The organism is Amycolatopsis albidoflavus (genome assembly GCF_039525725.1).
Lineage (GTDB): Bacteria > Actinomycetota > Actinomycetes > Mycobacteriales > Pseudonocardiaceae > Amycolatopsis > Amycolatopsis albidoflava.
In genome coordinates, this window is sequence record NZ_BAAAHV010000015.1 from 128,801 (window position 1) to 151,513 (window position 22,713).

The following is a 22,713-nucleotide window of genomic DNA, read 5'->3' on the forward strand; positions in this document are numbered from 1 at the left end:
CCTTTCAGCCAGCCTTGACGAGCTGCTTGCGGTAGGTGTCGACCCAGGCGAAGCCGTGCGCGTCGTCGCCGCCGGGGCCGACCGAGCCGAGGCCCATGTACTCCAGGACGCCGCCGAGGTCCGCGGGCTGGATCTCGCCGCCGAGGAACCGGTCGACGAGGTTCTTGTGGTGCCGGTAGCGCTCCGGGTCGTCCTCGAAGATCCACTTGTCCACTTCGGACGCGAAGTGGTAGCGCCGTCCTTCGTGGACCAGCGAAATGTCGCGCAGCGTCTGGGAAGGCGTGCCGACGATCGGCAGCTGCGAGACGTTGCAGATGATCGGCAGCGTGCCCGGCACCGTCTTTTCCGGACGGTCGTTGGCGAAGTTGTCGATCAGGACGTCCCATACCTTTCCGAAGGTGCCGTTCCAGCCGGGGTATTTCTCCTCCAGCCAGTCGCGCTCCTCCGGGCTGACGCCCGCCGCCGGGTCCCACCACAGCGTCGGCCGCCACGAGTAGGTGCCGAGGTGCTGGCCGTGGTGGTGCTCGGAGATGTCGCGCAGGAAAATGTCCCAGTACCACGGCTTGGAGAGGCCGAGGTCCTCCAGCGAACGCATGAACTGGGTGACGATCCACTCCTCCATGAATTCCTTGAAGGACGCCTCGCGCACGTCCAGCGGGACGTAGTAGTCCATGGGAATTCCGGAAAGAATGGTGAACAGCCGGTACGAGCGCCAGAACGCGATGTCGATCTTCTTCTGCGCGACGTCCTTTTGCCCGTTCTCGATCAGCATCTGCAGCAGCGGCGTGCCGAGCTGCGCGTGCCGGGCCTCGTCGGACTGGATGCTCTGGATCAGCTTGGAGAACGTGAAGTCGCCTGCCTTGGCGGCGTCGCCGGAAAGCCCGATGAACTGCAGGTTCGTGAAGCCGGTCTCGAAGGAGAAGTTCGCGAAAATCGAGGTGGAGACGGCGTCGCGGGTCATCATCACGTCGTCGAAGAAGTGCCGTGCGCCGAGGGTGACCCAGTTGTCGGTGAACATCGCCGCGTGCGACCACTCGAACTGGCGGTCCTTGTTCACGTACTCGTGCGGGAAGTACAACTGGATCTGGCCGTGCCGGATCTCGTCCAGCATCCCGAAGGTCGCCATGTTGCGCATCCCTGGCGCCTTCGACCACCTCACGAACCGAGACTCCTGGAACGACGCGCCGTACTCGACCAGCGCGACGGCCGCGTAGTGCTCCTTGAGAATGGAAATCCAACCCGGATCGGCTTTGTTATAAAGGTCCGCGCGCTCCAACGCGGCCTTGACCGAATACGCCCCGGCGTCCTTCTGCCGCTGAATGTCGACGTATTCGCGATAACTCACCTTGTAGGGTTCGTCATAAGTCGCCCACACCTCGTCAGGCAACCCCTCGCCGCCGGACAACTCCGGCGGGAACAGCTCCGCCTCGGTGACGTAACGCGGAGTCCATTGGGTGTCGCGGGCGATGTCGTACCACTGTGCTCGGTCCAGCAGAGCCATTGCCGGTGCTCCTTGTTGGTTTTAGCTGCCGTGCTCGGAACCCAGCGGCCCTTCGCCGCCGGGGTAGACGAAGGACATGGCCGGGGAGTAGAACCCGAACGTCACCTGCAAGGGTTGGGCAGGCCGCAACCGGTAGGTAGGGTGTTCTTTGTCGAGAAATTCGAAGGATTCGACCGCGAATTCCTCGGCGATGTCAGCGACATAGGCGTACCGCCCGCTGACGAATTCGCCACCGCGACTCGTGATATACCGCAACTGCCCGGTAACCCGCTGCGGCGTGCCGATCGCGAGACGCGCGGTAGTCCGGATAATCGGCCGCCCCTCAACGGAAGTGGTGGCGACAAGCCGATCCCCGTCGAGATCGAGCGTCGTCTCTCCCCGCGCACCCGCCGGAACGCCGTGCTCCCGGGCGTAACGAATCATCGGCTCGGAACTGTTGTGGTAATCGGTCCACCACCGCCCCGGAACGCCCGCCTCGGTGTCCAAGCCGGACAGATTCACTCCGAGATACGTCAGGGAGTACGAACCGAACGCGTCGTCCCCGTCGCTGGCCGACGTCTGAGCGTCCCCCTCGACCACGTACTGATTGATGTAGCAAGACCGATCGTCAGCCGGCGTAAGCCCAGCCGGAACCAGCTCCGCGACGCCGTCGGGATCCTCCGGCACCCAAACGAGGTAGAGAGTCCGAGACCCAGTCACCAGCTGCGGCGGATGCAGCGACGTGCCCATCGGGGCACCTCCAGTTCACCGTTGAACTTCTCCTCCGCTCCGGCCCTTTGAAGCGGTGCACAAAGACTGCGCGACGCACTCGCGACCGGGTAGTGCGCAAGTTGGACAACGACCCGCCCAGGGATGCCAAACCGGAGCACCCACCGCCATCACCGCAGGTCAGCAGCCCGTACAACGATCACCGCCACCGAATTCTGAATCCGTCAAGCCCCCGCGATGACGTGAGGGGAACCCTGAGGGACTCAGAGTCCCTCAGGGTTCCCCTCACGACCAGCATTCCCTCAAGGAGCCCCTCGAAGCCCCAAGACCCCGCCACCGCGACGCACCCAATGTGGCATTGGGTGCATCCCACGCACCCAATGCCACATTCGGTGCGTCACATGCACCCAATGCCACATTGGGGCGCTAGCCCCAACCACCCACCCAACCGCAGCCAGCGCACCCAACCATCGAGGCACCCACCCCAACCCCAACCCCGATACGAAGCCAAAAACACGGCGCGGGGGTGCTTGTCAAGGCATCTTTCCCGCCTTGACAAGCACCCCCGCGCCGTAGTCACAATCAGCTTCGGGGTGTGGGGCCCCCACCCGAGCGCAATGTCGCCGCCAGGCGACGAGCAGCTTCACAACTGATCATCCAACTGCAAAGCGATCCACAACTCCGCCCGAACAGCCGGATCATCCACCTCCCGCCCCAATGCCTCGGCCACCTTCCCCATCCGATACCGCAACGTATGCCGATGAATCCCCAACGCCGTAGCCGAAGCATCCGACTGCCCGTTGTGCGCCAGGAACGTCCGCAACGTATGCCGCAAATCGATCTTCGCCGCCCCAGTCTTATCGGTAACCGGCTCCAGCAACGCCCGAGCCCACCCCCGCACCTCGTCATTGTCGAGATACCGCATCAACCCGCTAGTAGCCACATCCCCAGCGCAAGTAAGCACCCCGGCGTCCCCAGGCGAACTGGTAAACACCGACCGCACCTGCTCCCAAGCAGCAGCCAACTCCTCAGGAGGAGTCGGATCGCTAACCGCCCCCCGAGCCAACGGAATCCGCCGCAACAACGCTTCCAACGTCCGCGTATCCCCTTCAGCAGGCGGCATCAACACCACCACCCGCCCCCGCTCCCACTCAGCCACCAACGCCCGAAGACTCCGCAACCCGTGATCCCCCTCGGCATGCTCGAGCAACTCCCGCTCGTACCCGGAAGGAACCCCCAAAATCGCCACCCGAAGATCCCCCTCCGGAAAATCGGTGTCCAATGCCTCCCCGATAGCCGTAGCCAGCCCGACATCCCCAGCCACCGCAGCCTTGAACACCGCCAACCGATGCTGCCGCTCGCTGTCGAGCACCCCCCGCGCACTGTGCAACTCAGCGCACAACAACGACACCGCAGTAGTAACAATCGCCTGCTCAGCAGTAGTAAGCGGAGTAGACCTCCCCACAACGAGAAAACCCTGCACCCGCCCCCGCACCGCGAGCGGCAGCACCACCACGGACTCCCCCGCGATAGTCATGCTGAGACTCGCTGAATTGGCCCGATCCCGAAGCCGCGGCAATTCGATCCGCACCCGCGCCACATGCATCCGCGCCGCAGGCACCCCGGCCCGGAACCCGCCGGCAGCGTCCAGCAGCAACGTCCACCCCCGCACCGCCTTGGCCAACCGCTCCGCGATCGCCCGCGCCGAGTACGGCGACAACGACGCCCGAGTCAAATCCCGCTGCGCCGAAACCGCGTAATTCAACTCCCGCTGCCGCTCGTCGGACAGATGCCCCGCGACAAGCCGGCTCAGCGCCGCGAACCGCGTAGTCGCGGGCACCGCCAGCACCGGCAACCCCGCCTCGCCAGCAGCCTCGACCAGCGCCCCAGGCACATTCTGATAGAACGAACTGGCCCCGAACCCCAGCGCCACCGCCCCACCGGCAACGAGCCGGCCGACATACTCCCGGCTGGCCGCCTCCCCCAGCGCAAGCCGAGACCCGGTGGTAAGCACGAGCTCCCCGCCCTCGAGATACGGCGACGGGTCCGGCAGCTCGCTGATCAACGCCCAAGTAATCGCCTTCTCGAGCGCACCAGGCGCACCCTCGGCGGCGAGTTCGAGACCGTGTTCGCCGCGTTCGAGCAGCATCTGGACGGTAAGCGGCATGATGTCTCCCGGGGACGGATCGGGCGGCCGGAAGTGTAACCGGCGGCCCGCCTCGCTGCCGGGCGATCGCCACCCGGACGAACCAACGTTCTGGACAAAACCCGGCGCCGGTGGGTAGAAACCGTCCCGATCGGACTTCCCCGCCCGCGGATGTCCGGCGGCACAACGGAAAGAGATCTCGATGCCCGCACCCGCCCCGGCCCGGCCGGACGTCACGTACCGGACCGCGGGCGATCGCGCGCTGCTCGTCGAGTACGGGCCGCCGCTTCCGGTCGACCTCGGACTCAATTTCTTCGCGCACGCCTCCGCGCGGCGCCTGGAGGAAAACCCGGTGCGCGGCGTGCTGGAAGTCGCGCCGGGACTGCGTTCGCTGCTCGTGCACTACGACCCGGAAACGATCCAGCACGACGCCGTGATCGCCGCCATGGACCGGCTGCACCGGGAAATCCCCGAGCCCGGCTCGCTCGTCCTGCCGAGCCGCCGCGTGAAACTCCCGATCGCGTTCGACGATTCGACCTCGCGCGAAGCCGTGGAACGCTATCAGATCACCACGCGCCCGGACGCGCCGAATGTCCTCGACGGCAACAACGTCGACTATCTCGTGCGCTCCAATGGCCTGCCGAACCGCGAGGCGCTGTATTCGCGGATCCTGGATTCCGAGTGGTGGAACGCGTTCACCGGCTTCTACCCCGGCCTGCCTTCGCTGCTCCCCCTCGACCCGCGTTCCGAATTGGTAGCCCCGAAATACAACCCGGCACGCTCCTGGACGCCCGAAGGCGCCGTCGCTTTCGGCGGCCCGTGCCTGGTCGTCCATCCGATCGAATCGCCCGGCTCGTACCAGCTTTTCGGCCGGACGCTGCCGATCTGCGACCTCGTCCGCCGTCCGCGCGCACACCGCGCGGACCCGATCCTGATCCACCCCGGCGACCGGATTTCCTTCTACCGCGTCGAAGAGGCGGAACTGATCGAATTGCGCAGGCAGGTCTTCGAGGGCCGCTACGACTACGACATCGAACCGGGCCGGTACGCGGTCGCCGACCACCTCGCCGTCCAAGCCGATCCGGCCATCGCCGCCGAGGCGGCCAAACGGCGCGCGGACCGCGTCGCCGCGCAGGAACTGGTGAAAATCCCGTGACTCAGACCGCGGCGTTGGAAGTGCTGGAACCCGGCCTGCAAACCACCGTGCAGGACTACCCGGGCCGGCGCGGCAGGCAATCACTGGGTTTCTTCCCTTCCGGCCCCGTCGATTCGCTCGCCTTCCGCCTCGCGAATCTTCTAGTCGGCAACCGCCCCGGCGCAGCCGCTTTGGAGATCCCGCTCGGTCGATTCCAAGCAGGTGTTCTCGCGCCCGGCCGAATCGCTGTCACCGGGCCGGAAACCACCGTCACGCTCAACGGATCCCCCATCCCGCAATGGGAATCGGTCCCCGTAGAGACCGGCGACGTGTTGGGCTGCGAGGTACTGCGCGGCCCCGGACACCGGTTGTACCTGGCGCTGTCCGGCGGCATCGCCGTGCCCGAGGTATTCGGCTCGCGCTCGACCTTCCTGCTCGCCGGAATCGGCGGCCTCGACGGCCGAGCCCTCGAACGCGCGGACATCCTCGACGCTTTCCCGTCGACTCCTTCCCGCCCGCGCCGCCTCCCGGTCTCCCTGCGCCCGGCCTACCCGACAGCCTGGGAAATCGAAATCCTCCGCGGCCCGCACGCCGACCCGGATTTCCTGACCGCCGAAGACTTCGCCGACTTCCTGGCCGCGTCGTGGCGCTGCGACCTGAGCTCGGACCGGGTGGGCATCCGGTTCAACCCGCACCGCTTCCGCTGGGCCCGCCCGTCCGGCGACGCGGCGGGCGGGCACCCGTCGAACCTCCTGGACTCCAGCTACCCGCCCGGCGGCATCCTGGCCTACGGCGACGTGCTCACCGTGCTGTGCCCGGACAGCAATACCTCGGGCGGGTTCGCGGTGATCGCCACTGTCGCGTCGGCCTCGCTGTGGAAGGTCGGGCAACTCCGGCCTGGCCGGGATACGGTGACGTTCCGGGAGATCGATCTCGACCAGGCCGCGGCGCTCACCGCGCATGTGAATCAGTTGCTGGATGTCAAGGCGCTGTCTTGAGTTTTGCTTCGTGGTGAAGGGTGTCGCCTTCGCTCAGCGCGGTCATGATCGCTTGGTGATCCATTACGCGGCCGAAACCGCGTCGAATGGTGCGGAGGGTGGCGCGGTGTGCTTCGGCGTTGTCGGTCGCGTTGACGTCCGAACCGAACACGATGTGGTAGCCGAGGAAATAGCCGGTCCGGGCGGTGGATTCGCAGCAGAAGTTCGTGAGTGTGCCGCATACGATCAGTGTCCGGATTCCTTGGCATCGCAACGCGTAGTCGAGATCCGTGCCCGCGAAGGAATCGTAGGTGTGCTTCGCGGAAATCACGCGCTCGTCGTCGCGCGGCTTCAACCCGTGATACAGCTTCGCTCCAGGCGTTCCCTCCGCGATCGCACCGTTCGCGATCGGCGGCCAGAAGGCGGGGAAATCGTGCGCGACATCCTGAGCGATGGTGTGCTCGGTGTACAGCACCGGCACCCCGGCCGCCCGGCACGCCTCGATCAGCGCCTGCACCCGCGGCAGCTGCCGGTACGCCTCCGGCACCCGCATCGGCCCGTCCGGGCGGACGAAATCCTCCTGGAGGTCCACCACGATCAGCGCGCACTCCTCGGGCTTGATCTCGAACGCCCAGTGTTTGTCCGTGTCGTAATCGGCGTCGGCGGCCGCGATCTGCTCGCGCTCACCGTCCAGAAGGTCCTCCTCGCCACGACCGTAAATGTCCAGATACTCATTCAACGGGTGCACGGACTTCCTCCTTCGTTTTCCCGTCCACCGAACCAAGATCCACCGACTTCGTCTCCTTGGCCAGCAACGAAGCCACGAGCGAAATCAACCCCATCACCGCCAGATAGACCCCGATCGCATACCCGGTGCCGAACTTCGCGCACAACCCGATAGCGATGATCGGCGCGAGCGAGCCCGCCAGCACCGACGCCAGGTTGTAGGCCAGCGAAACCCCGGAGTACCGCACCTCAGTCGGGAACAACTCCGCGAAGAACGCCCCGATCACCGAGCTGTACGCGGCGAAGATCAGCAACCCGCCGGCCACCGCGACCGTGATCAAGCCCGGATTCCGCGTGTCGACCAGCGCGAAGAACACGAACGCCCACACGATCGTCGCCACCGAAGCCACCACGTAGATCGGCCGTCGTCCGATCCGGTCGGCCAGCAGGGCGAACAGCGGGATCGTCACCACCGCGCACGCCTGCCCGACCAGCACCGCCGTCAACCCGACCGAACTGTCCATTTTGAGCACAGTCGTGACGTAAGTGATGACGAACAGCGAGAACAGATAGAACCCGGCATTCTCCCCGAACCGCGTCGCGGCAGCGAGAAGCACACTGCGCCAATGCTTGCGGACCACCACACCGGCAGGCAGGCCCTTAGGCTTCGGAGCATCCTTGAACAACGGAGTCTCCGCGACATAAAGCCGCAGCCACAACCCGATCAAAACCAGTACCGCTGACAGTCCGAACGCGATCCGCCAGCCCCACGAGAGGAACTGCGCCGAGGGCATCACCCCGCCGAGCACTGCCAGCACTCCGGCAGCGAGCAGGTTTCCCAGCGGTGGCCCGACATTCGGCCACGAAGACCAGAAAGCCCGACGCGCACTGCCGCCGTGCTCGGACACCAGCAGCACCGCTCCGCCCCACTCGCCGCCGAGCGCAAACCCTTGCACCAGACGGCAAACGACGAGCAGCAGCGGCGCAAGGACGCCGACCGCCTCGTAGGTGGGCAGCAGAGCGATCAAGAAAGTCGACGCACCCATCAGCAGCAGGCTGGCGATGAGCGTCGACCGCCGTCCCTTGCGATCGCCGAGATGGCCGAGCACCACCGCGCCCAGCGGCCGGGCGAGGAAGCCGACCGCGTAAGTCGCGAAGGCGAGAACCGTGCCGACCAATGGGTCGTGCGAAGGAAAGTACAGTTTGTTGAAGACCAAAGTGGACGCGGTGCCGTACAGAAAGAAGTCGTACCATTCGACGGCGGTGCCGGCGAGACTTGAGGCCGCCACCACCCCCAGCCGCGTGTGCGGGCGTTTTCTGTTACGTTCGCGAGAGGTATCGGCCATTTCGGCTCCTGTGGTCGGAGGGTCCGTGACGCGGATGAAGTGCTGGTACCGGAAGCCTCGGTGGCTGTTGGCGCAGCCACCGAGGCGGGTTCCCCCCTGGGAACTGCTTCAGAAGAACCAGTGCACGGGCTCGTTGGCCCGGTCGGCGAGGTCCGCGAACCGTCCCCCGTGGAACGCCAGCGGTTCGCCGTCGCGCTCGCACACGCTGCGCACGTGCCCGAACACGACCACGTGGTCGCCGGCGACGAGATGGCGCTCGACGTCGCATTCGAGGTGCGCGAAGGCGTCCGGGATCACCGGAACGCGGTGGCGGCCCTCGGTCACGTCCAGCCCGGCGAAGTGGTCCTCGCCGCGGCGGGCGAAGCGGAGCGCGAGCTGTTCCTGGCGCGCGGACAGGATGTTGACCGCGAACCGGCCCGCCTCGATGACCGCGTCAGTGCTGCGCGCGCCGGTCGTCAGGCACACCAGCAGCAGCGGCGGGTCGAGCGAAACCGACGTCAGCGAGTTGACGGTCATCCCGTGCGGCACCCCCGCCGCCCGGGTGGTGACCACCGCGACGCCGGTGGCGAAACGCCCCATCGTGCGGCGCATCGTCATCGGGTCGACCTCGGCCGAGGAAGTCGACGAAGTGGTAAGCATGGGAGTTCTCCCTTGAGAGGGTCTCGTGGGCGCTCACCGCGGCAAGCGCCCACGAGCGGGTTCAGGCGGGGTAGCGGACCTCGAACGTGACGACCCCCTCGTCGGTCCGCCACGGGCCGTGCGGCATGCCCGGCGGACGGCAGGCGTACATCCCCGCGGTGAACGTGCGGCCGAGCGTGAGGTCGGTGAACGAGCCCTCGAGAATGTAGACCTCCTCCCAGAAATCGTGTTTCTGCACGCCCATCGGCGTCGAATCGGCACCCGGTTCGTAACGCAGGATCCGGGTGGCGACGCCGGTTTCCGGGTCCTTGGCGAGAATCCGCTCGGTGATCTTCGGGTCGTCGCCAGGGCACACCGTGAAAGCGACGTCGGTCACCGGGAAGAATTCGTGTTCCGGTTTGTTCATCGGGTGATCGCTCCGTCGAGGTCGTAGCTGGAGAGGAAGGCGTCGATGTCGGCGAGCGCGCCGTCGAAGCCGTAGTTGCGGTAGGCGTAGCCCTTCACCACGAACGGCGCGCCGGCGTAGAACATCTCGTACTGGTGATGGCGTCCGGCGAATTCGCTGCCGACGACGTCCCAGGCGAGCTTGAACAGCTTCACCCGCTCCTCCGCGGGCGCGGACGGGCTGTAAATGTATTTGTCGATATCGGCGCGGGTCTCCGGGTTCGTCAGGTCCGCGACGCTGGAGGGCACCTGCAGCACCCCGCCGCCGACCAGGTCGCGCAGGATCGCCAGCAGCCGCGGGTACAGCTCGGCCTGCAGCCCCATCGCGCCGTACACTGCGCGAGAGCCGGGCCGCCACATGCCGTTGCTGTCCGGTTCTGCGGTGTACTCCGCGGCCAGCACCGCCGACTCCACAATGGACGCGAGACTCGCCAGCTCGCCGAGCTTCTCGACCACGCCGGGAAACTTGTCGACTCCGTTGACCGCCGCGACCTTGCGCGCGAGCCCGGCGATGAACTGCGTCTTCACCATGAACCGGATCTGCGCCTGCCAGTTGCCGAAAACGTGCGCTCCGGTGTCGAAGAACTGTCGCCGCAATCCCGCGACATCCCGGTAGACGAACACGCGGTCCCACGGAATGAAGACGTCGTCGAAGACCACCAGCGCGTCGGTTTCGTCGTAGCGCGAGGTGAGCGGGTAGTCGTATTCACTCGTGGCGGCCGGGGCGTACGGACGGCGGCAGTAGAGCTTAAGGCCTTCCGCGTCAACGGGAACCGCGAAGCCGAGCGCGAAGTCGGCGTCCTCCGGCCCGAGCGGCTTGATGCAGGACACGAAGATCTCGTCGGCCACCGCACCGCCGGTCGCGAGCATCTGCGCGCCGCGGATCACGATGCCGTCCTCGCGCTCCTCCGCGACGCCGGCCTGGATCAAGTCGCCTTCCCAGGCGTGCGCGGTGGTCGCCCGCGAAACCTGCGGCGGAATGATCGCGTAGGAGACGTACAGATTCTCCTCCAGCACGCGCTTGTGGTACGCCGCGATGTTGGCGGAAAAGTCCCGCTCGCCTTGCGAGAATGCCTCGGGGTGCGCGGAGAACGCCGCGACGAACGCGCCGACGTGGTCCGGGCTGCGGCCGACCCAGCCGTGCGTGTGCCGCGCCCAGGTGGTCGCCGCTTCACGGTATGCCTTCAGGTCTTCGCGGCTGCGCGGCGGCGTGAAGAGCCGGTTCACTGTGGACCCGGTCGCCGGGTCGGTGACCGAGATGCCGGACTCCGGGTCGGCCGCGAGGTCGAACAGTTCGGCGATGGTCTTCGCGATCGGCGCGAACGCCGGGTGGTGGGCGACGTCCTCGACCGGCGCGCCGTCGAGGTAGATCCGCCGGGGGCCTTTCAGTGCGGCCAGATAGTCGGCTCCGCTGCGCATCACTCGCTCCTCTGTTTCGTTTCGTACGCGTGGGTCAGGGTCGGACCGCCGGGCAGTTCCAGGTGGACGCGCCAGTACGCGCCATAGGTGAACTCGCCGCCGAGCAGCGGCAGAGTGCCGCAGTACAGCGCGAAATCGCCCTCGACCGGACCGAGCCGGTCGAGCAGATCCGCCGGATGCCGCAGCGCGGCCAGTTCCCCCTTCTGATACGGGCAACCGTCCACACTGGAGTCCGCGACGACGTGGTCCCAGTCCGGAATGGACACTTCGGACCCGATCTCGGCGACGACTTCCCCGAGCGGCTTCGGACAGGCCGCTTTGGACAGTGCGACGCCGTCCCGCTCCAGGTCGCGGTCGGTGTGATCGGACCCGACCCCGAGGAAATACCTGCCCTGATGCCGGATCAGCACCGGCTCGACCTCGCCGGACGTCCCCGGCGCGCCCACACCGACCACCGGTTCGGTCGTCAGCAATTCCGGGTCAAGGTGATAGAACGCGGGCACCGATTCCGGCCGCGGCACTCCGATCGCCGCCAGCTCGGCGATGTGCTCCTCGACCGCGGCCTCGTCGCTTCCGGTGTACCCGGCCACCACCAGCCGCGCCGGAGCGAACGCCAGTTCCTCCCCGGTTCCCGCGACGTGCAGCACAATCGTGGTCATACTCCCGCTCCCGTGAAGTCTGCTGTGGACACCGGCCATCGCCGATCGGCCAGCACCGGGAACTCCGCCCGCACCGTGTCCACAATGGATTGATCGATTTCGCAGCGCAGCACTTCCTCGCCGCTGCCCGCCTCCGCCAGCACGGTGCCCCACGGATCGACGATCCGGCTGGTACCGGCCAGCTCGACGCCGCCGCGCTGCGTGCCGGCCGCGTTCACCGCGATCACCACGACCTGCTCTTCCACCGCACGGCACGAGGTGAACATGCGCCAGTGCTCGCGCCGCGCCGCCGGCCACGCGGCCGGAACCACGACCGTCTTCGCGCCGCGGTCCACCAGCCCGCGCCACAACTCGGGAAACCGCAGGTCGTAACAGGTCGTCGCGCCGATCGGCCCGAGTTCCGTTGCCGCGACGCTGAGTGTTTCGCCCGGCGTGAGCAATTCCGCCTCGCGCGAGGCATAGCCGAAGACGTGCACCTTGCGATAGGTATGCGCGATCGTGCCGTCCGGCGCGAGCAACACCGCGGTATTGAACAGCCGCCCGGCGGCGTCCCGCTCCACCAGGCTGCCGAGATGCACATACGCACCCAGCCTGCGCGCCCATTCGCGCCCCGCCGTGACCGTCGGCCCGTCTAGGGTTTCCGCCTCGTCCGGATACGCGTCGAACGAGAAGTACCCAGCAGCCCACAACTCCGGCAGCACGACCAGTTCGGCCCCGCGCGCCGACTCCACCAGCTGCCCGGCCCGCACCCGGCGGTCCGCAGCCGTCTCGTCCGGCGGGCTGGCCAGCTGCACCAGCGCGACCTTCACAGCCGCTCCCCGACCCGCAACGCCGTCATCGTGCTGGACAAATGCTTCGCCAGCGCTTCTCCGGCCGCCGCCGGCTCGCCGCCGCGCAAGGCTTCGACGATCGCCGCGTGCTCAGCCAGCACCGTTTCGGCGCGGGTTTCACTGCCCGCCACCGCGCGCAACCCCATCCGAACCTGCCGGTCCCGCAACGATTCGTAGAACTCGGCCAGCACCGGATTTCCCGCCCGCCGCACGATCGCGCGGTGGAACGCGCGGTCGAACTCGATGAACCGCACCGGTTCGTCGACCACCTCGCGCTGCTTCGCGAGAATGTCGTCCAGCTCGGCGAGGAAGGCCTCGTCGACGCGCTCGGCGAGCTTGCGGACGCACGAATCCTCGACGAGCTCGCGCGCCTCCATCACCGCCCGCACCTCCGCGTCGGAGATCGGCGGCACGAACGCGCCCTTCTTCGGCACGATCTCGAGGAAGCCCTCGGCCTCGAGCCGCAGCAGAGCCTCCCGCACCGGAGTACGGGACGTCCCGGCCGCCTCGGCGACCTCCGATTCGGTGAGGAAAGTCCCGCCGTCGCGCGGGAGCTCGGCGATGCGCTGCTTGAGGAACCGATAGGTGACGTCCTGCGCGGAACCGGCCCGCCCAGCCTGTCGTACACTGCTCATGGACAAGATGTATACATCACGCATGGCAGGCGGGCAAGGGGTGTTTGCCGAGGTTGAGCGGTTGTGCCGGGTGGTGAGGGTGGCCGGGGGTGCGGTTGGTCGGCGGGCTTCTCGGGCTGAGCGAGTGAGGCCGGGGACCGTCGGGCGAGCCAGCGGGGGGCGCGACTGACCGGCGGGGATCTCTCGGGCTGAGCGAGTGAGACCGAGGACCGTCGAACGAGCCAGCGGGCGCACGGCGATCGGCAGGGATCTCTCGGGCCGAGCGAGTGAGGCCTAGGACCGCCGGACAAGCCAGCTGGGCCGCGACTGACCGGCAGGGATCTCTCGGGCCGAGCTGAGACGGATAGGTCAGCGGGGATAGTGCTTCTCCCCTTGCGGGCGGCTCGCTTGGAACCGCGCGCACCGGACGCGTCACCTAGGTGCACGGCACTACCGCCGCGAACCGGCCTGACGTGGATCGCGCGGGGCGAGATGGCCGCCGTCGCGGGAGAGCACCTTTACGCTGGCAACCACGCCAGGGGCGGAATTGTCTTCTCAGCACACTTCCTTCGCGATCATCCGGCATTCCACAGTGGACTTTCCGACGAAAGGGCTTCTCGACGCCAAGGACAGCGGGACCATCGAGGTTGTCCGTTTCGCTCTGCGGAGATGCCACAGTCGAAAGCACCCGCGCGGAATGCGCCCATCAGACCGAAACCGCTTCTCCTGATTGACCTTCCCGGTTACCCGGACCTCACCAGCTACCCGAAAAGTGCCTTCTTGGCACCAAGATCATCGCCGCTTACGGTTCCGGAATCACCACCGCATACCCCTGCCGGGAGGTCTCCGTGAATCACTTCGTCATCACTGGCGCACGCGTCTTCGACGGCGAGAACTCGCTCGGGATCGTGGACGTCGAGGTCGCCGACGGCAGGATCGCGAGCGTCGGCGGTGCCCGCCCCGACGGCGTCGAGCTCATCGACGGCACCGGGGCCACCCTGCTGCCCGGCTTTATCGACGCGCACACGCACACCGACGCGCCGTCGCTCCGGCAGGCGCTGACGTTCGGGGTCACCACAGAATTCGACATGCTCTCCATGCCGGAGCAGATGATTCCGTTGCGCCGCAAAGCCGCGGCCTCGAATGATTTCGCCGACGTGCGTTCTCCCTCCATCGGGCTCACCCCCGAAGGCGGGCATCCGCACCAACTGCGGAAGGGCGAAGGCGACCCGCCGTGGCCCACCGCGACTCGGGCGGAGGAGATCGCGGCGTTTGTCGAGGCCAGGATCGCCGAGGGGGCCGACTACCTCAAGGTCCTGGTGGAGGACGGCCAGCTGTTCGGGAGCGAAACCCTGCCCCGTCTGGCTCCCGAGCTGGTCGAGGCGACGGTCCGCGAAAGCCACCGGCGCGGGAAGATGGTGCTGGCGCACGCGATGACCGTTGAGACGGTGGAACAGGTCGTCGACGCGGGAGTCGACGGGCTCGCTCATCTCTTCGCCGATCGCCCGCCCACTGCGGAGTTGATCGAGAAGATCGCTGCCCGCGACACCTTCGTGATTCCCACCTTGACGGTGCTCGCGTCGATCACCGGCGAGCCCGTCGGGCACCGGCTCGCCGAGGACCGGCGGGTTTACCCCAAGCTGACGCCGGAGTGGCGAGAGAATCTGTCCGGCACGATGTCCGCCAGTCCCCGCAAGCACTTCGACTACGCGCTGGAAACACTCGCCGCGCTCAGGGAAGCCGGGGTCGACCTCCTCGCAGGCACGGACGCGGCGCATCTCGGCGCACCGGGAATGGCCCACGGCGCCAGCCTGCACGGCGAACTGCGACTCCTCACAGAGGCAGGATTCGCCCCGCCGGAAGCCCTCCGAGCCGCGACCTCCCTCCCGGCGAAGCGCTTCGGACTGACCGACCGAGGCCGGATCAAGCCTGGTCTCCGCGCGGACCTCACGATGGTCACCGGCGATCCGACGGTCACCATCGCGGACACGCTCTCGATCCGGCGCGTGTGGCGCAACGGAATCTCCCACGCGGCGGCAGCGATCAACGGCTCCGATCCGGACGCGTGAGCCCACCAACCCACCACGCTCGCCCTATCACCTGTGGCGCAACGGAACCTCCCGCGCGGCAGCGGCGATCAACATCCCCAACCCGGACGCGTGAGCCCGCAACACAACGTTCGACCCCAGCACGAGCGTGGCGCAACGGAACCTACCGCGCGGCGGCAGCAATCAACGCCTCTGACTCGGACGCGTGAGCCCACCAACCCACCACCCTCGACCCAACACGAGCGGCACAACGAAACCTACCCCCCAGCAGCAGCGATCAACGCCTCCAGCCCGGAAGCCTGAGTCCGCCAATCCACCACGTTCGACGCACCGCCATCCCACCGCTCGCCGAAACGGTTCAGCGAGTCGCGATCACGCGACCACACCGAATCCGCCTGCTGCCGCACGAAATCCTGATACACCGACGGCCCGGCGGCAGCGGCGAAATCGCCGAAATACCGCAGGAAAATACCCTTGAATTGCTTCTGATTGTCATCGCACGAGCCGGTATCACACGATTCTACCAGCACCCCGCCCGAAGTGAGGCCGGTCATCGCCGCGTCCGCCAACCGGCGGGAGGCGTCCAGATAGGACTGATCGCCGGTCGCCCGCCAGAGTTCGGTGAAGCCGCCGATGGCCAGGCCCTGGTTGTAGGTCCAGACGGTCTGGCCGTTGTTCGCGCAGCCCGAGGTGAGGCCGTCGTTGACCAAGCCTGTCGAGTTGATCAGGCCGCTGCGCAGGTACCAATCCCCCGCTTCACGGGCGCGCGCCAGCCATTCGGTGTCACCGTCCAGGCGACGGTGCAGGGAAGCGGCGAGGCGAAGGTAGAGCCCACTGGTGACGGCGTTTTTGTACGTCCGTTCGCGATCCCACCACACTCCCCCGCCGCAGGTGCCGGTGTCCCAGAAGCCGTGCACATAGTCGGCGATTTTCGTGGCTTCGGCGAGATATCGCGCATCGTGCGTGCGGTCGTACGCCGCGAGCCAAGCCAGGCCCCACCATGCGGTGTCGTCGACGGCTCGGCTGATGAAGTCGCCGTCGATCGGGTCGGAGCTGCGCGCGCCGGCTGGAAACGCCGCCCGGTTCACGTCGAAAATCCTTGCCAGGACTGGGTCCAGGCCGGAAACTCCGGAATCTGCCAGCGCGGTGACCGCGACTGCCGAATTCCACCAGCTCGACGGCCACCAGGCGCGGTAAACGTCGTGCGACCACAGCAGGGCGTCGACGCCCGCGGCGACCCGCGACTGGGCGGGGCGCGCCCACGCGGTGCAGGCGCCTTCCTGATGAGCGGCTTCCCGGCCGCACGCTCGAACGGCGCCGCCGTTCATCCGTCCGCGTGGATCTCGAGCGGCGAAGGTCGCGGTCTGTGTCGCGGTCGCACCAAGGGGGACGCTCGTGCGGCCGAGTGACGAGCCGTCCGGCCAGGTCGCGCCTTCGTCCCAGGACCGGTCCAGCCAGATCTCGTCGCCGGTGCCGCCGGAATCGATGCTGGCCCAGGACATTCCGCGGTCGTCGAAGTGCAGCCGGACGGATCGGCCGAAGATGGTCGCGGGTCCCACTGGCTGGTTGTCGCCGGTGCCGGGGGCGGAACCGTCGCAGGCGGCGTCGCAGACGGTCGGGTAGATCCAGGCTGTGCACGCGACGGCTTGCGCGTCTCCGCAGGCTCGGAGCAGGCCGCGGCGGTGGCCGACCGGGTCGGTGAGGTTGTACATGAGCGTGCGGGTTCCGGTCCACGTGTCCGGAATGCTCGCTTTGCCCAGCAGACCGTCCCAGGTGCCGCCGCCGTCCCACGACCGGTCGAGCCACACCGCGTCGCCGGTGCGGCCGTTGTCGATGCTGGCCCAGGCCATCCCGTCGGAATCGGAGACGTGCAGGCGCAGCACTCGGCCGTTGATGTCCTTGTCCGGCAAGGGAAACGTCTCTTGCGCGGCCCGCGACGGATCGAGCTGGTCACAGGAAAGCGCGCAAACGGCAGCGGTCGCGCGCGGGACGGTCAACGAGGCGAACACGAGCAGCACTACGAGCACGGTCCGCATGGACTCGTCCCCTCGCCTGGGTGAATTTCCGCCCAGGATAAGAACTCGCGCGGACGCCGGTGAAGGGCCGCGCGCGGTTCTGTCCCGTTCCGGACAGCCGGGTTAACCCGATCAGCCGCCGCTGCCCTGGCGCCGTCCCACCGAACGGCCGATGAAATAGCCGAGGACGAGCCCGACGATCAGGCCGATCGCGACGAAGAAGATGATGGTGGCGGCGGCGATCTTGCCGACCGTGCCGAGGAATCCCTTGGCCTCGAGCTCGGTCGCGATCGCCACGGACTGGGTCAGCGCGTAGTGGGTCATGCCTCCCAGGATGGCACCGAGCCGCGCACGCTGCCGAGATGACGCGCGGGAGGGCGGCGTTGACGAAGCTCACCGGCCCGCGCCGCTACAAGACCTCGGCGATCCGATAGGCGACCCCGCCGTCCACCAGGTAGCCCGATCCCACGCCGACGACGTCGTTGAGCCACGCGTACTGCTCCGCCCCGGTTTCGAACAGCGGATTCGTCCGGAAGTACGTGCCCGAGCTGGTACGGCGGCCGCGGTAAGTCAGGTGCAGCAAGGCACCGTCGTGGGTGCGCAGCGCGAGCCGGACATCCAGCGTCATCGTGCCGTCCGGCCGGAATACCGCCCAGTCTCCGCCGCCCGGAAGCACTTCGCCGTGCAGCCGCGGCCCGTGGAAGGTGCCGCCGGCGGAAGCGAAGAACACCCGCCCGTCCCCGAATTCCACCCGCGGGCTCAGGTCCACGACCAGGTCGAACAAGTACCGGGTGGCGATCTCGCCGACGTCCCGCACCCGCGCGTCGAGGTTCATGCCGCGACTCCGAACAGGGTGCGCCGGACCGCGTCCGTCGAGACGCCCGACTGCGCACACAGCTCCGCCAGGTCGAAGAAGAACCGTTCGCCCGCGATCAGCCGGTCCTGGAAGGAGAACTGGATGAACACCGGCAGTTCAGCGCGAGTGCCGTCCGGGCGGACGCCGAACCGCTCCCCGGTCATCGTCATCCGCGCCGTTCCCCAGCAGACCAGCGTGCCGTCGTTCGCGGCGTGGCCGTGCAGCGCGACCTGGTAGTCCGGGAACGACGCGAAGAACCGGGTCAGCGCCCGTTCGTTCTCCGCGAGCCCGCGCGCTTTCGTGCCGAAGGCCGGTGTCTCCAGCAGCATCCCGGGGTGCATCAGCCGAAGCGCCGCGGGCACGTCCCGGCGGCTCTTCGCCACGGCCAGCTCGCGGGCCAGCTCAACCATCCATGAGTCGGTCATAAACTAAACATACGGTCGTACGTATTTATTGACAAGGGCCTGTGGCAGGATGATTCCGGTGAGCGAGGGCGAACAAGACGGACGGTTGCTGCGCGGAGCACGATCCCGGCAGACGGTCGTCCGGCACGCGGTCGACGTCGCGTCGGTGGACGGGCTCGACGGCCTGAGTTTCGGCAGGCTCGCCGCTGACCTCGGAATCAGCAAGGCGGGCATCCAAACCCTGTTCGGCACGAAGGAAAACCTTCAGCTCGCGGTCGGCGAGGGCGCGCGCGAACTCTTCGCCGAGGCCGTGCTCCGCCCCGCGGCGAACCAGCCGCCGGGCCTCTCGCGGCTGACCGCGTTGATCGAGCGGTGGCTCGATTACGCCGGGAAACCGCTCTTCCCGGGCGGTTGTTTCTGGGCGGCGAATCTCCCGGTCTTCGACAGCAAACCGGGCCCGGTGCGGGATCTTCTCGTGCGCCAGCAGCAAGCCTGGCGCGAGCTGCTCGCCGGGGAATTGCGGCACATCGCGGAAATCGACGCCGAGATCACCGCTTTCCAGATCGACGCGGTGCTCACCGCCGCGAACATCGCACTGCGGCTCGGCGACCACGCTGCCGCGGACACTGCCCGCCGCACCGTCGAGCGACTCCTCCCGGAACGAACAGCCGGCTAGGGATTCGCGCCCCGGACAAGCAATTCCGCCACCGCGCGGGCAGCCGCTTCGACGTCGTCACCGACGTCCGCGGGCAGCGCGCGCTGCAGCCACAGCGTCGCGAACCCGTGCACGAGCGACCAGGCCGCCGCGCCGGCGACCACCGGATCGACGCTTCCGTCCCGGAACCCGGCGATCGCCCAGTCCATCGCCTGGTTGCTGCGCTCCTGCGCGGCCCGCAGGTCCGGATCGTCGGCGCGGAGCAATTCCGGGCGGAACATGACCTCGAAGTGCGCCCGGTGCTCGACCGCGAACGACACGTACGCGACCCCGGCTTCGAGCAGATCCGACGACGGCGGCAGCTCCTCGAGGGTGTCCGCGAGCAGGTCGAACCCCTGCGCGGCGACCGCGGTGAGCAGCCCGGACCGGTCGCCGAAGTGGTGCGCCGGGGCGGCGTGCGAGACCCCGACCCGGCGGGCGAGGTCGCGCAGGTTGACCGCGGCCGGACCGGAGTCGCCGAGCACCTCGACAGCCGCGGTCAGCACCGCCTGCCGCAGATCGCCGTGATGGTAACGACGGGCCATGGCATCGAGTATGCCACCGACTTGTCAGTGACTAGTTCCGACGGCGGACCGCCCGGCGGCGCGTCCTGATCTCGTGGAAATCGCTCTGCCGGGCAGAGGAATTCGACACATTCGCCCGGTGCCCGCGACGCCGGACAGGGGCGGCGGAGACACGGTCAGCAAGAACCGGTTCCCGCGACCACCGGTCGAGGTCTTCCGGACAGCACCTCTCGCCGAGCGGAATCCCCGCGGCGCGTCAGCGGGGCGAGCACCCGGTCCGCCCTAGCGTGCCGTGCCCGCGCACCGGCACGATGGGCACGTGAGCGAACGCCGAGGGGGACGTCGAATGCTGTCCAGGTCGGGTGCGTCGTCGTGAGGCGGAAGCGGCGGGACCGGCCGCAGGTGTCCATCCGGGTCCGGCAGATCTGGGAGATCGTCACGACCTCGGTGGCGCTGCTCGCCGGGGTGTACCTGATCCTCGTCACGATCGAGCCGACCCGGCTGGTGATCGAGCGCTACGTCGGGCGGCTCGAGCTGTCCGGGCTCGTCGCGTTGATCGGGGTGATGCTGGAGGTCACCACGATCGCCGTCTACCAGCTGGGGCGCGAGGTCCGGGGCTTGCGGACCCGGCTGGCCGGCGTCGAGCGCGAAGCCGTCACGCATTCGCTCACCGAGGTGCTCTCGTCGCTGGAGAACGCCGCGACCGGACGGCGGCAGCGTCGTCTTGAAGTGCTCGGCCTGACGTTGAACACCGTCTGGCCGGTGCTCGCCACCTGGCTCACCTCGCACGACCGGCCCACCGGCTGGCGCATCACGCTGCTGTGCCTCGACCCGGACTTCATCGACCGGGCGGGCGAGCTTCCCGGGGAGTGGGCCGCGGAGGCCCGCCGCACCACGGCGAGGATCCGGTCGTTCCTCGACCAGGAGGCCGAGGACCTGCACCGGCGAGGCATCGTCGTCGAGCTGAAGTCCTACGCTTGCGTGCCGGTCGTGCACGGCTTCCGCTTCGGCGACGGCACCGTGTTCGCCTCGTACCTGCAATGGACCGAAGGCGACCGGATCCGGCCCTTCGAGTTCTACGACCGGTTGTCGCCGGACGACCGGTCGCCGCGCACCGCGCATTACCGCGACCTGTTCGACAGCTGGTTCGCCCGCGCCGCCACGATTCGCGGCGTGTCCGACGCGGGCGCACCAGGCAAAGAAACCCCGGTGACCTGACCACCGTGCGGCCGCTCAGCGGACGAATTCGAAGATCTGCTTCTGAATCCCGTTCGAGTAGGTTTCGCTTTCGACCAGCTTCAGCGGCTGCTTGTCCTTGTCGGTTTCGCTGAACAGCCGCTTCCCGGCGCCGAGCAGAACCGGGAAGACCAGCAGGTTCAGCCGGTCGACCAGCCCGGCGTCGGTCAGCTCGCGGACGAGCGTCGCGCTGCCGTTGACGATGATCGGACCGCCTTCGGTTTCCTTCAAAGCGGCGACCTCGTCAAGCGAGCGAAGAATGGTCGTTTCGCCCCAGTTCGTCACGAGGTCCTCGTCGCGCAGCGTGGTCGACACGACGTACTTCGGCATCACCTTGTAGTGCGGGAATTCCTCGGTCATGTCCGGCCACACCGGCGAGAACGCCTCGTAGCTGACGCGGCCGAGCAGCAGCGCGGCCGCTTCCTCCTGCTCGGCGCCCTTGAGCGCGTAGGCGGCGGGGTCGAACTCGATGTCCTTGAACGTCCAGCCCGCGTTCCGGTAGCCGGCCTCGCCGCCGGGGGCTTCGACGACGCCGTCGAGGGACACGAAAGCGGTGGCGATGAGGGTGCGCATGAGATCAGCTCCTGGTTCGGGATGGTGCCTGTTCACCTAAGCGTCGAACGGACCCGGCCCGATCAGACACGCCACCCGGAACCCTGATTATGACCTGGGTCACACCGCAGTGTGCCAGGCGTCGTACCCGTAGATCGCGTCCGCGGCGGTCGAGCTGGTTCCGCTCTGTTTGAGCCAGCTGTTGTTCCGCGAGGCCAGCTGCACCTCGCGCGTCCGGTCCAGCCGGGCCGCCTGGTACGCCTTCAGCGCGACCTCCGTATTCGGGTACGCCGCCAGCGCCCGCGACAGCACCACACTGTCCTCAATGGCCATTCCCGCCCCTTGCGCCATGAACGGCATCATCGGGTGGCACGCGTCGCCCAGCAGCGTCACCGGGCCGGCGGACCAGGTCGGCAGCGGATCGCGGACGTACAGCGCCGATTGCAGCACCGATTCGCACGCCTCCAGCAGCGCGCGGGCCTCGGGGTGGAAGCCGCGGTACGCCTCGCGCAGTTCGGCCACGTCGCCCGGGGTGGTCCAGGATTCGTGCCGCCACTGGCTTTGCCGGGTCGTGGCGAAGACGAATACGTCCTCGCCGCGGTTGAGCGGGAAAACCACCAGCTGAGTGTCCGGATCCGGGCCCCACCACTTGGTGAAGGAGTCCAGGTTCGGCACGTCCACCGAGCCCGCGGGCAGTACCGCGCGGTACGCGACGACACCGGTGAACTCCGGGTGTTCCTCGCCGAACAACGCTGTGCGGACGGCGGAGTGGATGCCGTCGGCGCCGATCACGACGTCCGCGGAAGCCTCCGAAGAACCGAAGTCCAGCGAAACCGAGTCCGTTGTGGACAGTCCGGTCAGCTTGTGTCCCAAGTGGACAACACCGTCGGGCAGCGCGCGTTCCAACGCGGCGAGCAGGTCCGCGCGGTGCATCGTCAGCTGCGGCGAACCGTAGCGGCGTTCGGCCTCGTCGCCCATCGGCAGGCGCGAAGTCTCCTCGCCGGTGTCCCAGGTGCGGCTGATCCGGTACTTCGGCCGCGCCGCGGTTTCGCGCAGTTCGTCGCCGACGCCGAGGCCGTCGAGGGCGCGGACGGCGTTGGGCGTCAGGTTGATGTCCGCGCCGACGCGGCCGAATCCGCCCGCCTGTTCGTGCACGACCGGCGAGAATCCGGCCTTCCGCAGGGCGACAGCGGCGGCCAGGCCGCCGATCCCGCCGCCGACGATCGCGATTTCCGGCACA

General features: G+C 67.8%; 23 protein-coding genes. 5 read left to right on the top strand and 18 right to left on the bottom strand.

Translation table 11 applies throughout. The features are described 5' to 3' along the window. Nucleotides 1–4: 4 nt before the first annotated feature. The 3 genes from ABD156_RS25250 to ABD156_RS25260 form a co-directional block, all read right to left on the bottom strand. Nucleotides 5–1,501 carry a YHS domain-containing protein gene (locus ABD156_RS25250; protein ID WP_344278495.1) on the bottom strand — a complete coding sequence of 499 codons (1,497 nt, stop codon included), beginning with the start codon at nt 1,499–1,501 and terminating at the stop codon, nt 5–7. Between the two features lie 21 nt (nt 1,502–1,522). Continuing rightward, complete coding sequence (locus tag ABD156_RS25255; protein WP_344278498.1) at nt 1,523–2,230, bottom strand: acetoacetate decarboxylase family protein; 708 nt, start codon at nt 2,228–2,230, stop codon at nt 1,523–1,525. A 622-nt stretch (nt 2,231–2,852) separates the two neighbouring features. Beyond that, entirely contained in the window at nt 2,853–4,376 is a 1,524-nt protein-coding gene (locus ABD156_RS25260; RefSeq protein ID WP_344278501.1) for a PucR family transcriptional regulator, read from the bottom strand. A gap of 181 nt (nt 4,377–4,557) precedes the next feature. On the opposite strand from ABD156_RS25260, the gene ABD156_RS25265 reads away from it, so the two are divergent. Together ABD156_RS25265 and ABD156_RS25270 are read left to right on the top strand one after the other, a co-directional pair. After that, a complete protein-coding gene (locus ABD156_RS25265) occupies nt 4,558–5,511 on the top strand; it encodes a 5-oxoprolinase subunit B family protein (protein ID WP_344278504.1) in 954 nt (317 codons plus the stop codon). Then, nucleotides 5,508–6,488, top strand: a complete 981-nt coding sequence (locus ABD156_RS25270; RefSeq protein ID WP_344278507.1) for a 5-oxoprolinase subunit C family protein — start codon at nt 5,508–5,510, stop codon at nt 6,486–6,488. Before ABD156_RS25265 ends, ABD156_RS25270 begins: the two co-directional genes overlap by 4 nt. On the opposite strand, the gene ABD156_RS25275 is transcribed toward ABD156_RS25270, so the two are convergent. The 8 genes from ABD156_RS25275 to ABD156_RS25310 all read right to left on the bottom strand — a co-directional run bounded on the left by ABD156_RS25275 (nt 6,472) and on the right by ABD156_RS25310 (nt 13,165). After that, nucleotides 6,472–7,215: a cysteine hydrolase family protein gene (locus tag ABD156_RS25275; protein ID WP_344278510.1), complete on the bottom strand. Its 744-nt coding sequence runs from the start codon at nt 7,213–7,215 to the stop codon at nt 6,472–6,474. The two genes, ABD156_RS25270 and ABD156_RS25275, sit on opposite strands and share 17 nt — an antisense overlap. Further along, a complete protein-coding gene (locus ABD156_RS25280; RefSeq protein ID WP_344278512.1) occupies nt 7,199–8,539 on the bottom strand; it encodes an MFS transporter in 1,341 nt (446 codons plus the stop codon). The genes ABD156_RS25275 and ABD156_RS25280 overlap by 17 nt, the downstream gene beginning before the upstream one ends. 108 nt (nt 8,540–8,647) lie before the next feature. Beyond that, nucleotides 8,648–9,178 (bottom strand): flavin reductase family protein, encoded by a 531-nt coding sequence (locus ABD156_RS25285; RefSeq protein WP_344278515.1) that lies wholly within the window; start codon nt 9,176–9,178, stop codon nt 8,648–8,650. A gap of 61 nt (nt 9,179–9,239) precedes the next feature. Beyond that, nucleotides 9,240–9,584, bottom strand: coding sequence for a cupin domain-containing protein (locus tag ABD156_RS25290; protein ID WP_037814846.1), 345 nt, complete (start codon nt 9,582–9,584; stop codon nt 9,240–9,242). Further along, nucleotides 9,581–11,041 (bottom strand): 4-hydroxyphenylacetate 3-hydroxylase family protein, encoded by a 1,461-nt coding sequence (locus ABD156_RS25295; protein WP_344278520.1) that lies wholly within the window; start codon nt 11,039–11,041, stop codon nt 9,581–9,583. The genes ABD156_RS25290 and ABD156_RS25295 overlap by 4 nt, the downstream gene beginning before the upstream one ends. Continuing rightward, nucleotides 11,041–11,700, bottom strand: coding sequence for a DUF2848 family protein (locus ABD156_RS25300; RefSeq protein ID WP_344278523.1), 660 nt, complete (start codon nt 11,698–11,700; stop codon nt 11,041–11,043). Before ABD156_RS25300 ends, ABD156_RS25295 begins: the two co-directional genes overlap by 1 nt. Then, entirely contained in the window at nt 11,697–12,509 is an 813-nt protein-coding gene (locus tag ABD156_RS25305; protein WP_344278526.1) for a carbon-nitrogen family hydrolase, read from the bottom strand. The genes ABD156_RS25300 and ABD156_RS25305 overlap by 4 nt, the downstream gene beginning before the upstream one ends. Then, a complete protein-coding gene (locus ABD156_RS25310; protein WP_344278529.1) occupies nt 12,506–13,165 on the bottom strand; it encodes a GntR family transcriptional regulator in 660 nt (219 codons plus the stop codon). Before ABD156_RS25310 ends, ABD156_RS25305 begins: the two co-directional genes overlap by 4 nt. An 827-nt stretch (nt 13,166–13,992) precedes the next feature. On the opposite strand from ABD156_RS25310, the gene ABD156_RS25315 reads away from it, so the two are divergent. Further along, nucleotides 13,993–15,213, top strand: coding sequence for an amidohydrolase family protein (locus ABD156_RS25315; RefSeq protein WP_344278532.1), 1,221 nt, complete (start codon nt 13,993–13,995; stop codon nt 15,211–15,213). Nucleotides 15,214–15,449: 236 nt separating this feature from the next. On the opposite strand, the gene ABD156_RS25320 is transcribed toward ABD156_RS25315, so the two are convergent. The 4 genes from ABD156_RS25320 to ABD156_RS25335 all read right to left on the bottom strand — a co-directional run bounded on the left by ABD156_RS25320 (nt 15,450) and on the right by ABD156_RS25335 (nt 18,488). Then, a complete protein-coding gene (locus ABD156_RS25320) occupies nt 15,450–17,228 on the bottom strand; it encodes a glycoside hydrolase family 76 protein (RefSeq protein ID WP_344278535.1) in 1,779 nt (592 codons plus the stop codon). A gap of 111 nt (nt 17,229–17,339) precedes the next feature. After that, nucleotides 17,340–17,531, bottom strand: a complete 192-nt coding sequence (locus ABD156_RS25325) for a hypothetical protein (protein ID WP_344278538.1) — start codon at nt 17,529–17,531, stop codon at nt 17,340–17,342. A gap of 85 nt (nt 17,532–17,616) precedes the next feature. Then, entirely contained in the window at nt 17,617–18,042 is a 426-nt protein-coding gene (locus tag ABD156_RS25330; protein ID WP_344278541.1) for a DUF3237 domain-containing protein, read from the bottom strand. Continuing rightward, a complete protein-coding gene (locus tag ABD156_RS25335) occupies nt 18,039–18,488 on the bottom strand; it encodes an ester cyclase (RefSeq protein ID WP_344278544.1) in 450 nt (149 codons plus the stop codon). Before ABD156_RS25335 ends, ABD156_RS25330 begins: the two co-directional genes overlap by 4 nt. A gap of 58 nt (nt 18,489–18,546) precedes the next feature. On the opposite strand from ABD156_RS25335, the gene ABD156_RS25340 reads away from it, so the two are divergent. After that, on the top strand, nt 18,547–19,143 hold the full coding sequence (locus tag ABD156_RS25340; RefSeq protein WP_344278547.1) for a TetR/AcrR family transcriptional regulator: 597 nt from the start codon (nt 18,547–18,549) through the stop codon (nt 19,141–19,143). On the opposite strand, the gene ABD156_RS25345 is transcribed toward ABD156_RS25340, so the two are convergent. After that, nucleotides 19,140–19,706 carry a TetR/AcrR family transcriptional regulator gene (locus ABD156_RS25345; RefSeq protein ID WP_344278550.1) on the bottom strand — a complete coding sequence of 189 codons (567 nt, stop codon included), beginning with the start codon at nt 19,704–19,706 and terminating at the stop codon, nt 19,140–19,142. The two genes, ABD156_RS25340 and ABD156_RS25345, sit on opposite strands and share 4 nt — an antisense overlap. A 351-nt stretch (nt 19,707–20,057) precedes the next feature. On the opposite strand from ABD156_RS25345, the gene ABD156_RS25350 reads away from it, so the two are divergent. Then, entirely contained in the window at nt 20,058–20,903 is an 846-nt protein-coding gene (locus tag ABD156_RS25350; protein WP_344278554.1) for a hypothetical protein, read from the top strand. Nucleotides 20,904–20,918: 15 nt separating this feature from the next. On the opposite strand, the gene ABD156_RS25355 is transcribed toward ABD156_RS25350, so the two are convergent. Both ABD156_RS25355 and ABD156_RS25360 read right to left on the bottom strand, forming a co-directional pair. Beyond that, nucleotides 20,919–21,494, bottom strand: coding sequence for a dihydrofolate reductase family protein (locus ABD156_RS25355; protein WP_344278557.1), 576 nt, complete (start codon nt 21,492–21,494; stop codon nt 20,919–20,921). Between the two features lie 99 nt (nt 21,495–21,593). Beyond that, a complete protein-coding gene (locus tag ABD156_RS25360; RefSeq protein WP_344278559.1) occupies nt 21,594–22,712 on the bottom strand; it encodes an FAD-dependent monooxygenase in 1,119 nt (372 codons plus the stop codon). Between the last annotated feature and the right edge of the window lies 1 nt (nt 22,713).

Excerpts from the sequence above, each read along its gene's own strand:
- ABD156_RS25255 (WP_344278498.1), bottom strand. The coding sequence starts at position 2,230 with ATGGGCACGTCGCTGCATCCGCCGCAGCTGGTGACTGGGTCTCGGACT.
- ABD156_RS25325 (WP_344278538.1), bottom strand. The coding sequence starts at position 17,531 with ATGACCCACTACGCGCTGACCCAGTCCGTGGCGATCGCGACCGAGCTC.
- ABD156_RS25335 (WP_344278544.1), bottom strand. The coding sequence starts at position 18,488 with ATGACCGACTCATGGATGGTTGAGCTGGCCCGCGAGCTGGCCGTGGCG.
- ABD156_RS25330 (WP_344278541.1), bottom strand. The coding sequence starts at position 18,042 with ATGAACCTCGACGCGCGGGTGCGGGACGTCGGCGAGATCGCCACCCGG.
- ABD156_RS25285 (WP_344278515.1), bottom strand. The coding sequence starts at position 9,178 with ATGCTTACCACTTCGTCGACTTCCTCGGCCGAGGTCGACCCGATGACG.
- ABD156_RS25345 (WP_344278550.1), bottom strand. The coding sequence starts at position 19,706 with ATGGCCCGTCGTTACCATCACGGCGATCTGCGGCAGGCGGTGCTGACC.
- ABD156_RS25260 (WP_344278501.1), bottom strand. The coding sequence starts at position 4,376 with ATGCCGCTTACCGTCCAGATGCTGCTCGAACGCGGCGAACACGGTCTC.
- ABD156_RS25310 (WP_344278529.1), bottom strand. The coding sequence starts at position 13,165 with ATGAGCAGTGTACGACAGGCTGGGCGGGCCGGTTCCGCGCAGGACGTC.
- ABD156_RS25250 (WP_344278495.1), bottom strand. The coding sequence starts at position 1,501 with ATGGCTCTGCTGGACCGAGCACAGTGGTACGACATCGCCCGCGACACC.
- ABD156_RS25295 (WP_344278520.1), bottom strand. The coding sequence starts at position 11,041 with ATGCGCAGCGGAGCCGACTATCTGGCCGCACTGAAAGGCCCCCGGCGG.
- ABD156_RS25280 (WP_344278512.1), bottom strand. The coding sequence starts at position 8,539 with ATGGCCGATACCTCTCGCGAACGTAACAGAAAACGCCCGCACACGCGG.
- ABD156_RS25290 (WP_037814846.1), bottom strand. The coding sequence starts at position 9,584 with ATGAACAAACCGGAACACGAATTCTTCCCGGTGACCGACGTCGCTTTC.
- ABD156_RS25265 (WP_344278504.1), top strand. The coding sequence starts at position 4,558 with ATGCCCGCACCCGCCCCGGCCCGGCCGGACGTCACGTACCGGACCGCG.
- ABD156_RS25320 (WP_344278535.1), bottom strand. The coding sequence starts at position 17,228 with ATGCGGACCGTGCTCGTAGTGCTGCTCGTGTTCGCCTCGTTGACCGTC.
- ABD156_RS25355 (WP_344278557.1), bottom strand. The coding sequence starts at position 21,494 with ATGCGCACCCTCATCGCCACCGCTTTCGTGTCCCTCGACGGCGTCGTC.
- ABD156_RS25300 (WP_344278523.1), bottom strand. The coding sequence starts at position 11,700 with ATGACCACGATTGTGCTGCACGTCGCGGGAACCGGGGAGGAACTGGCG.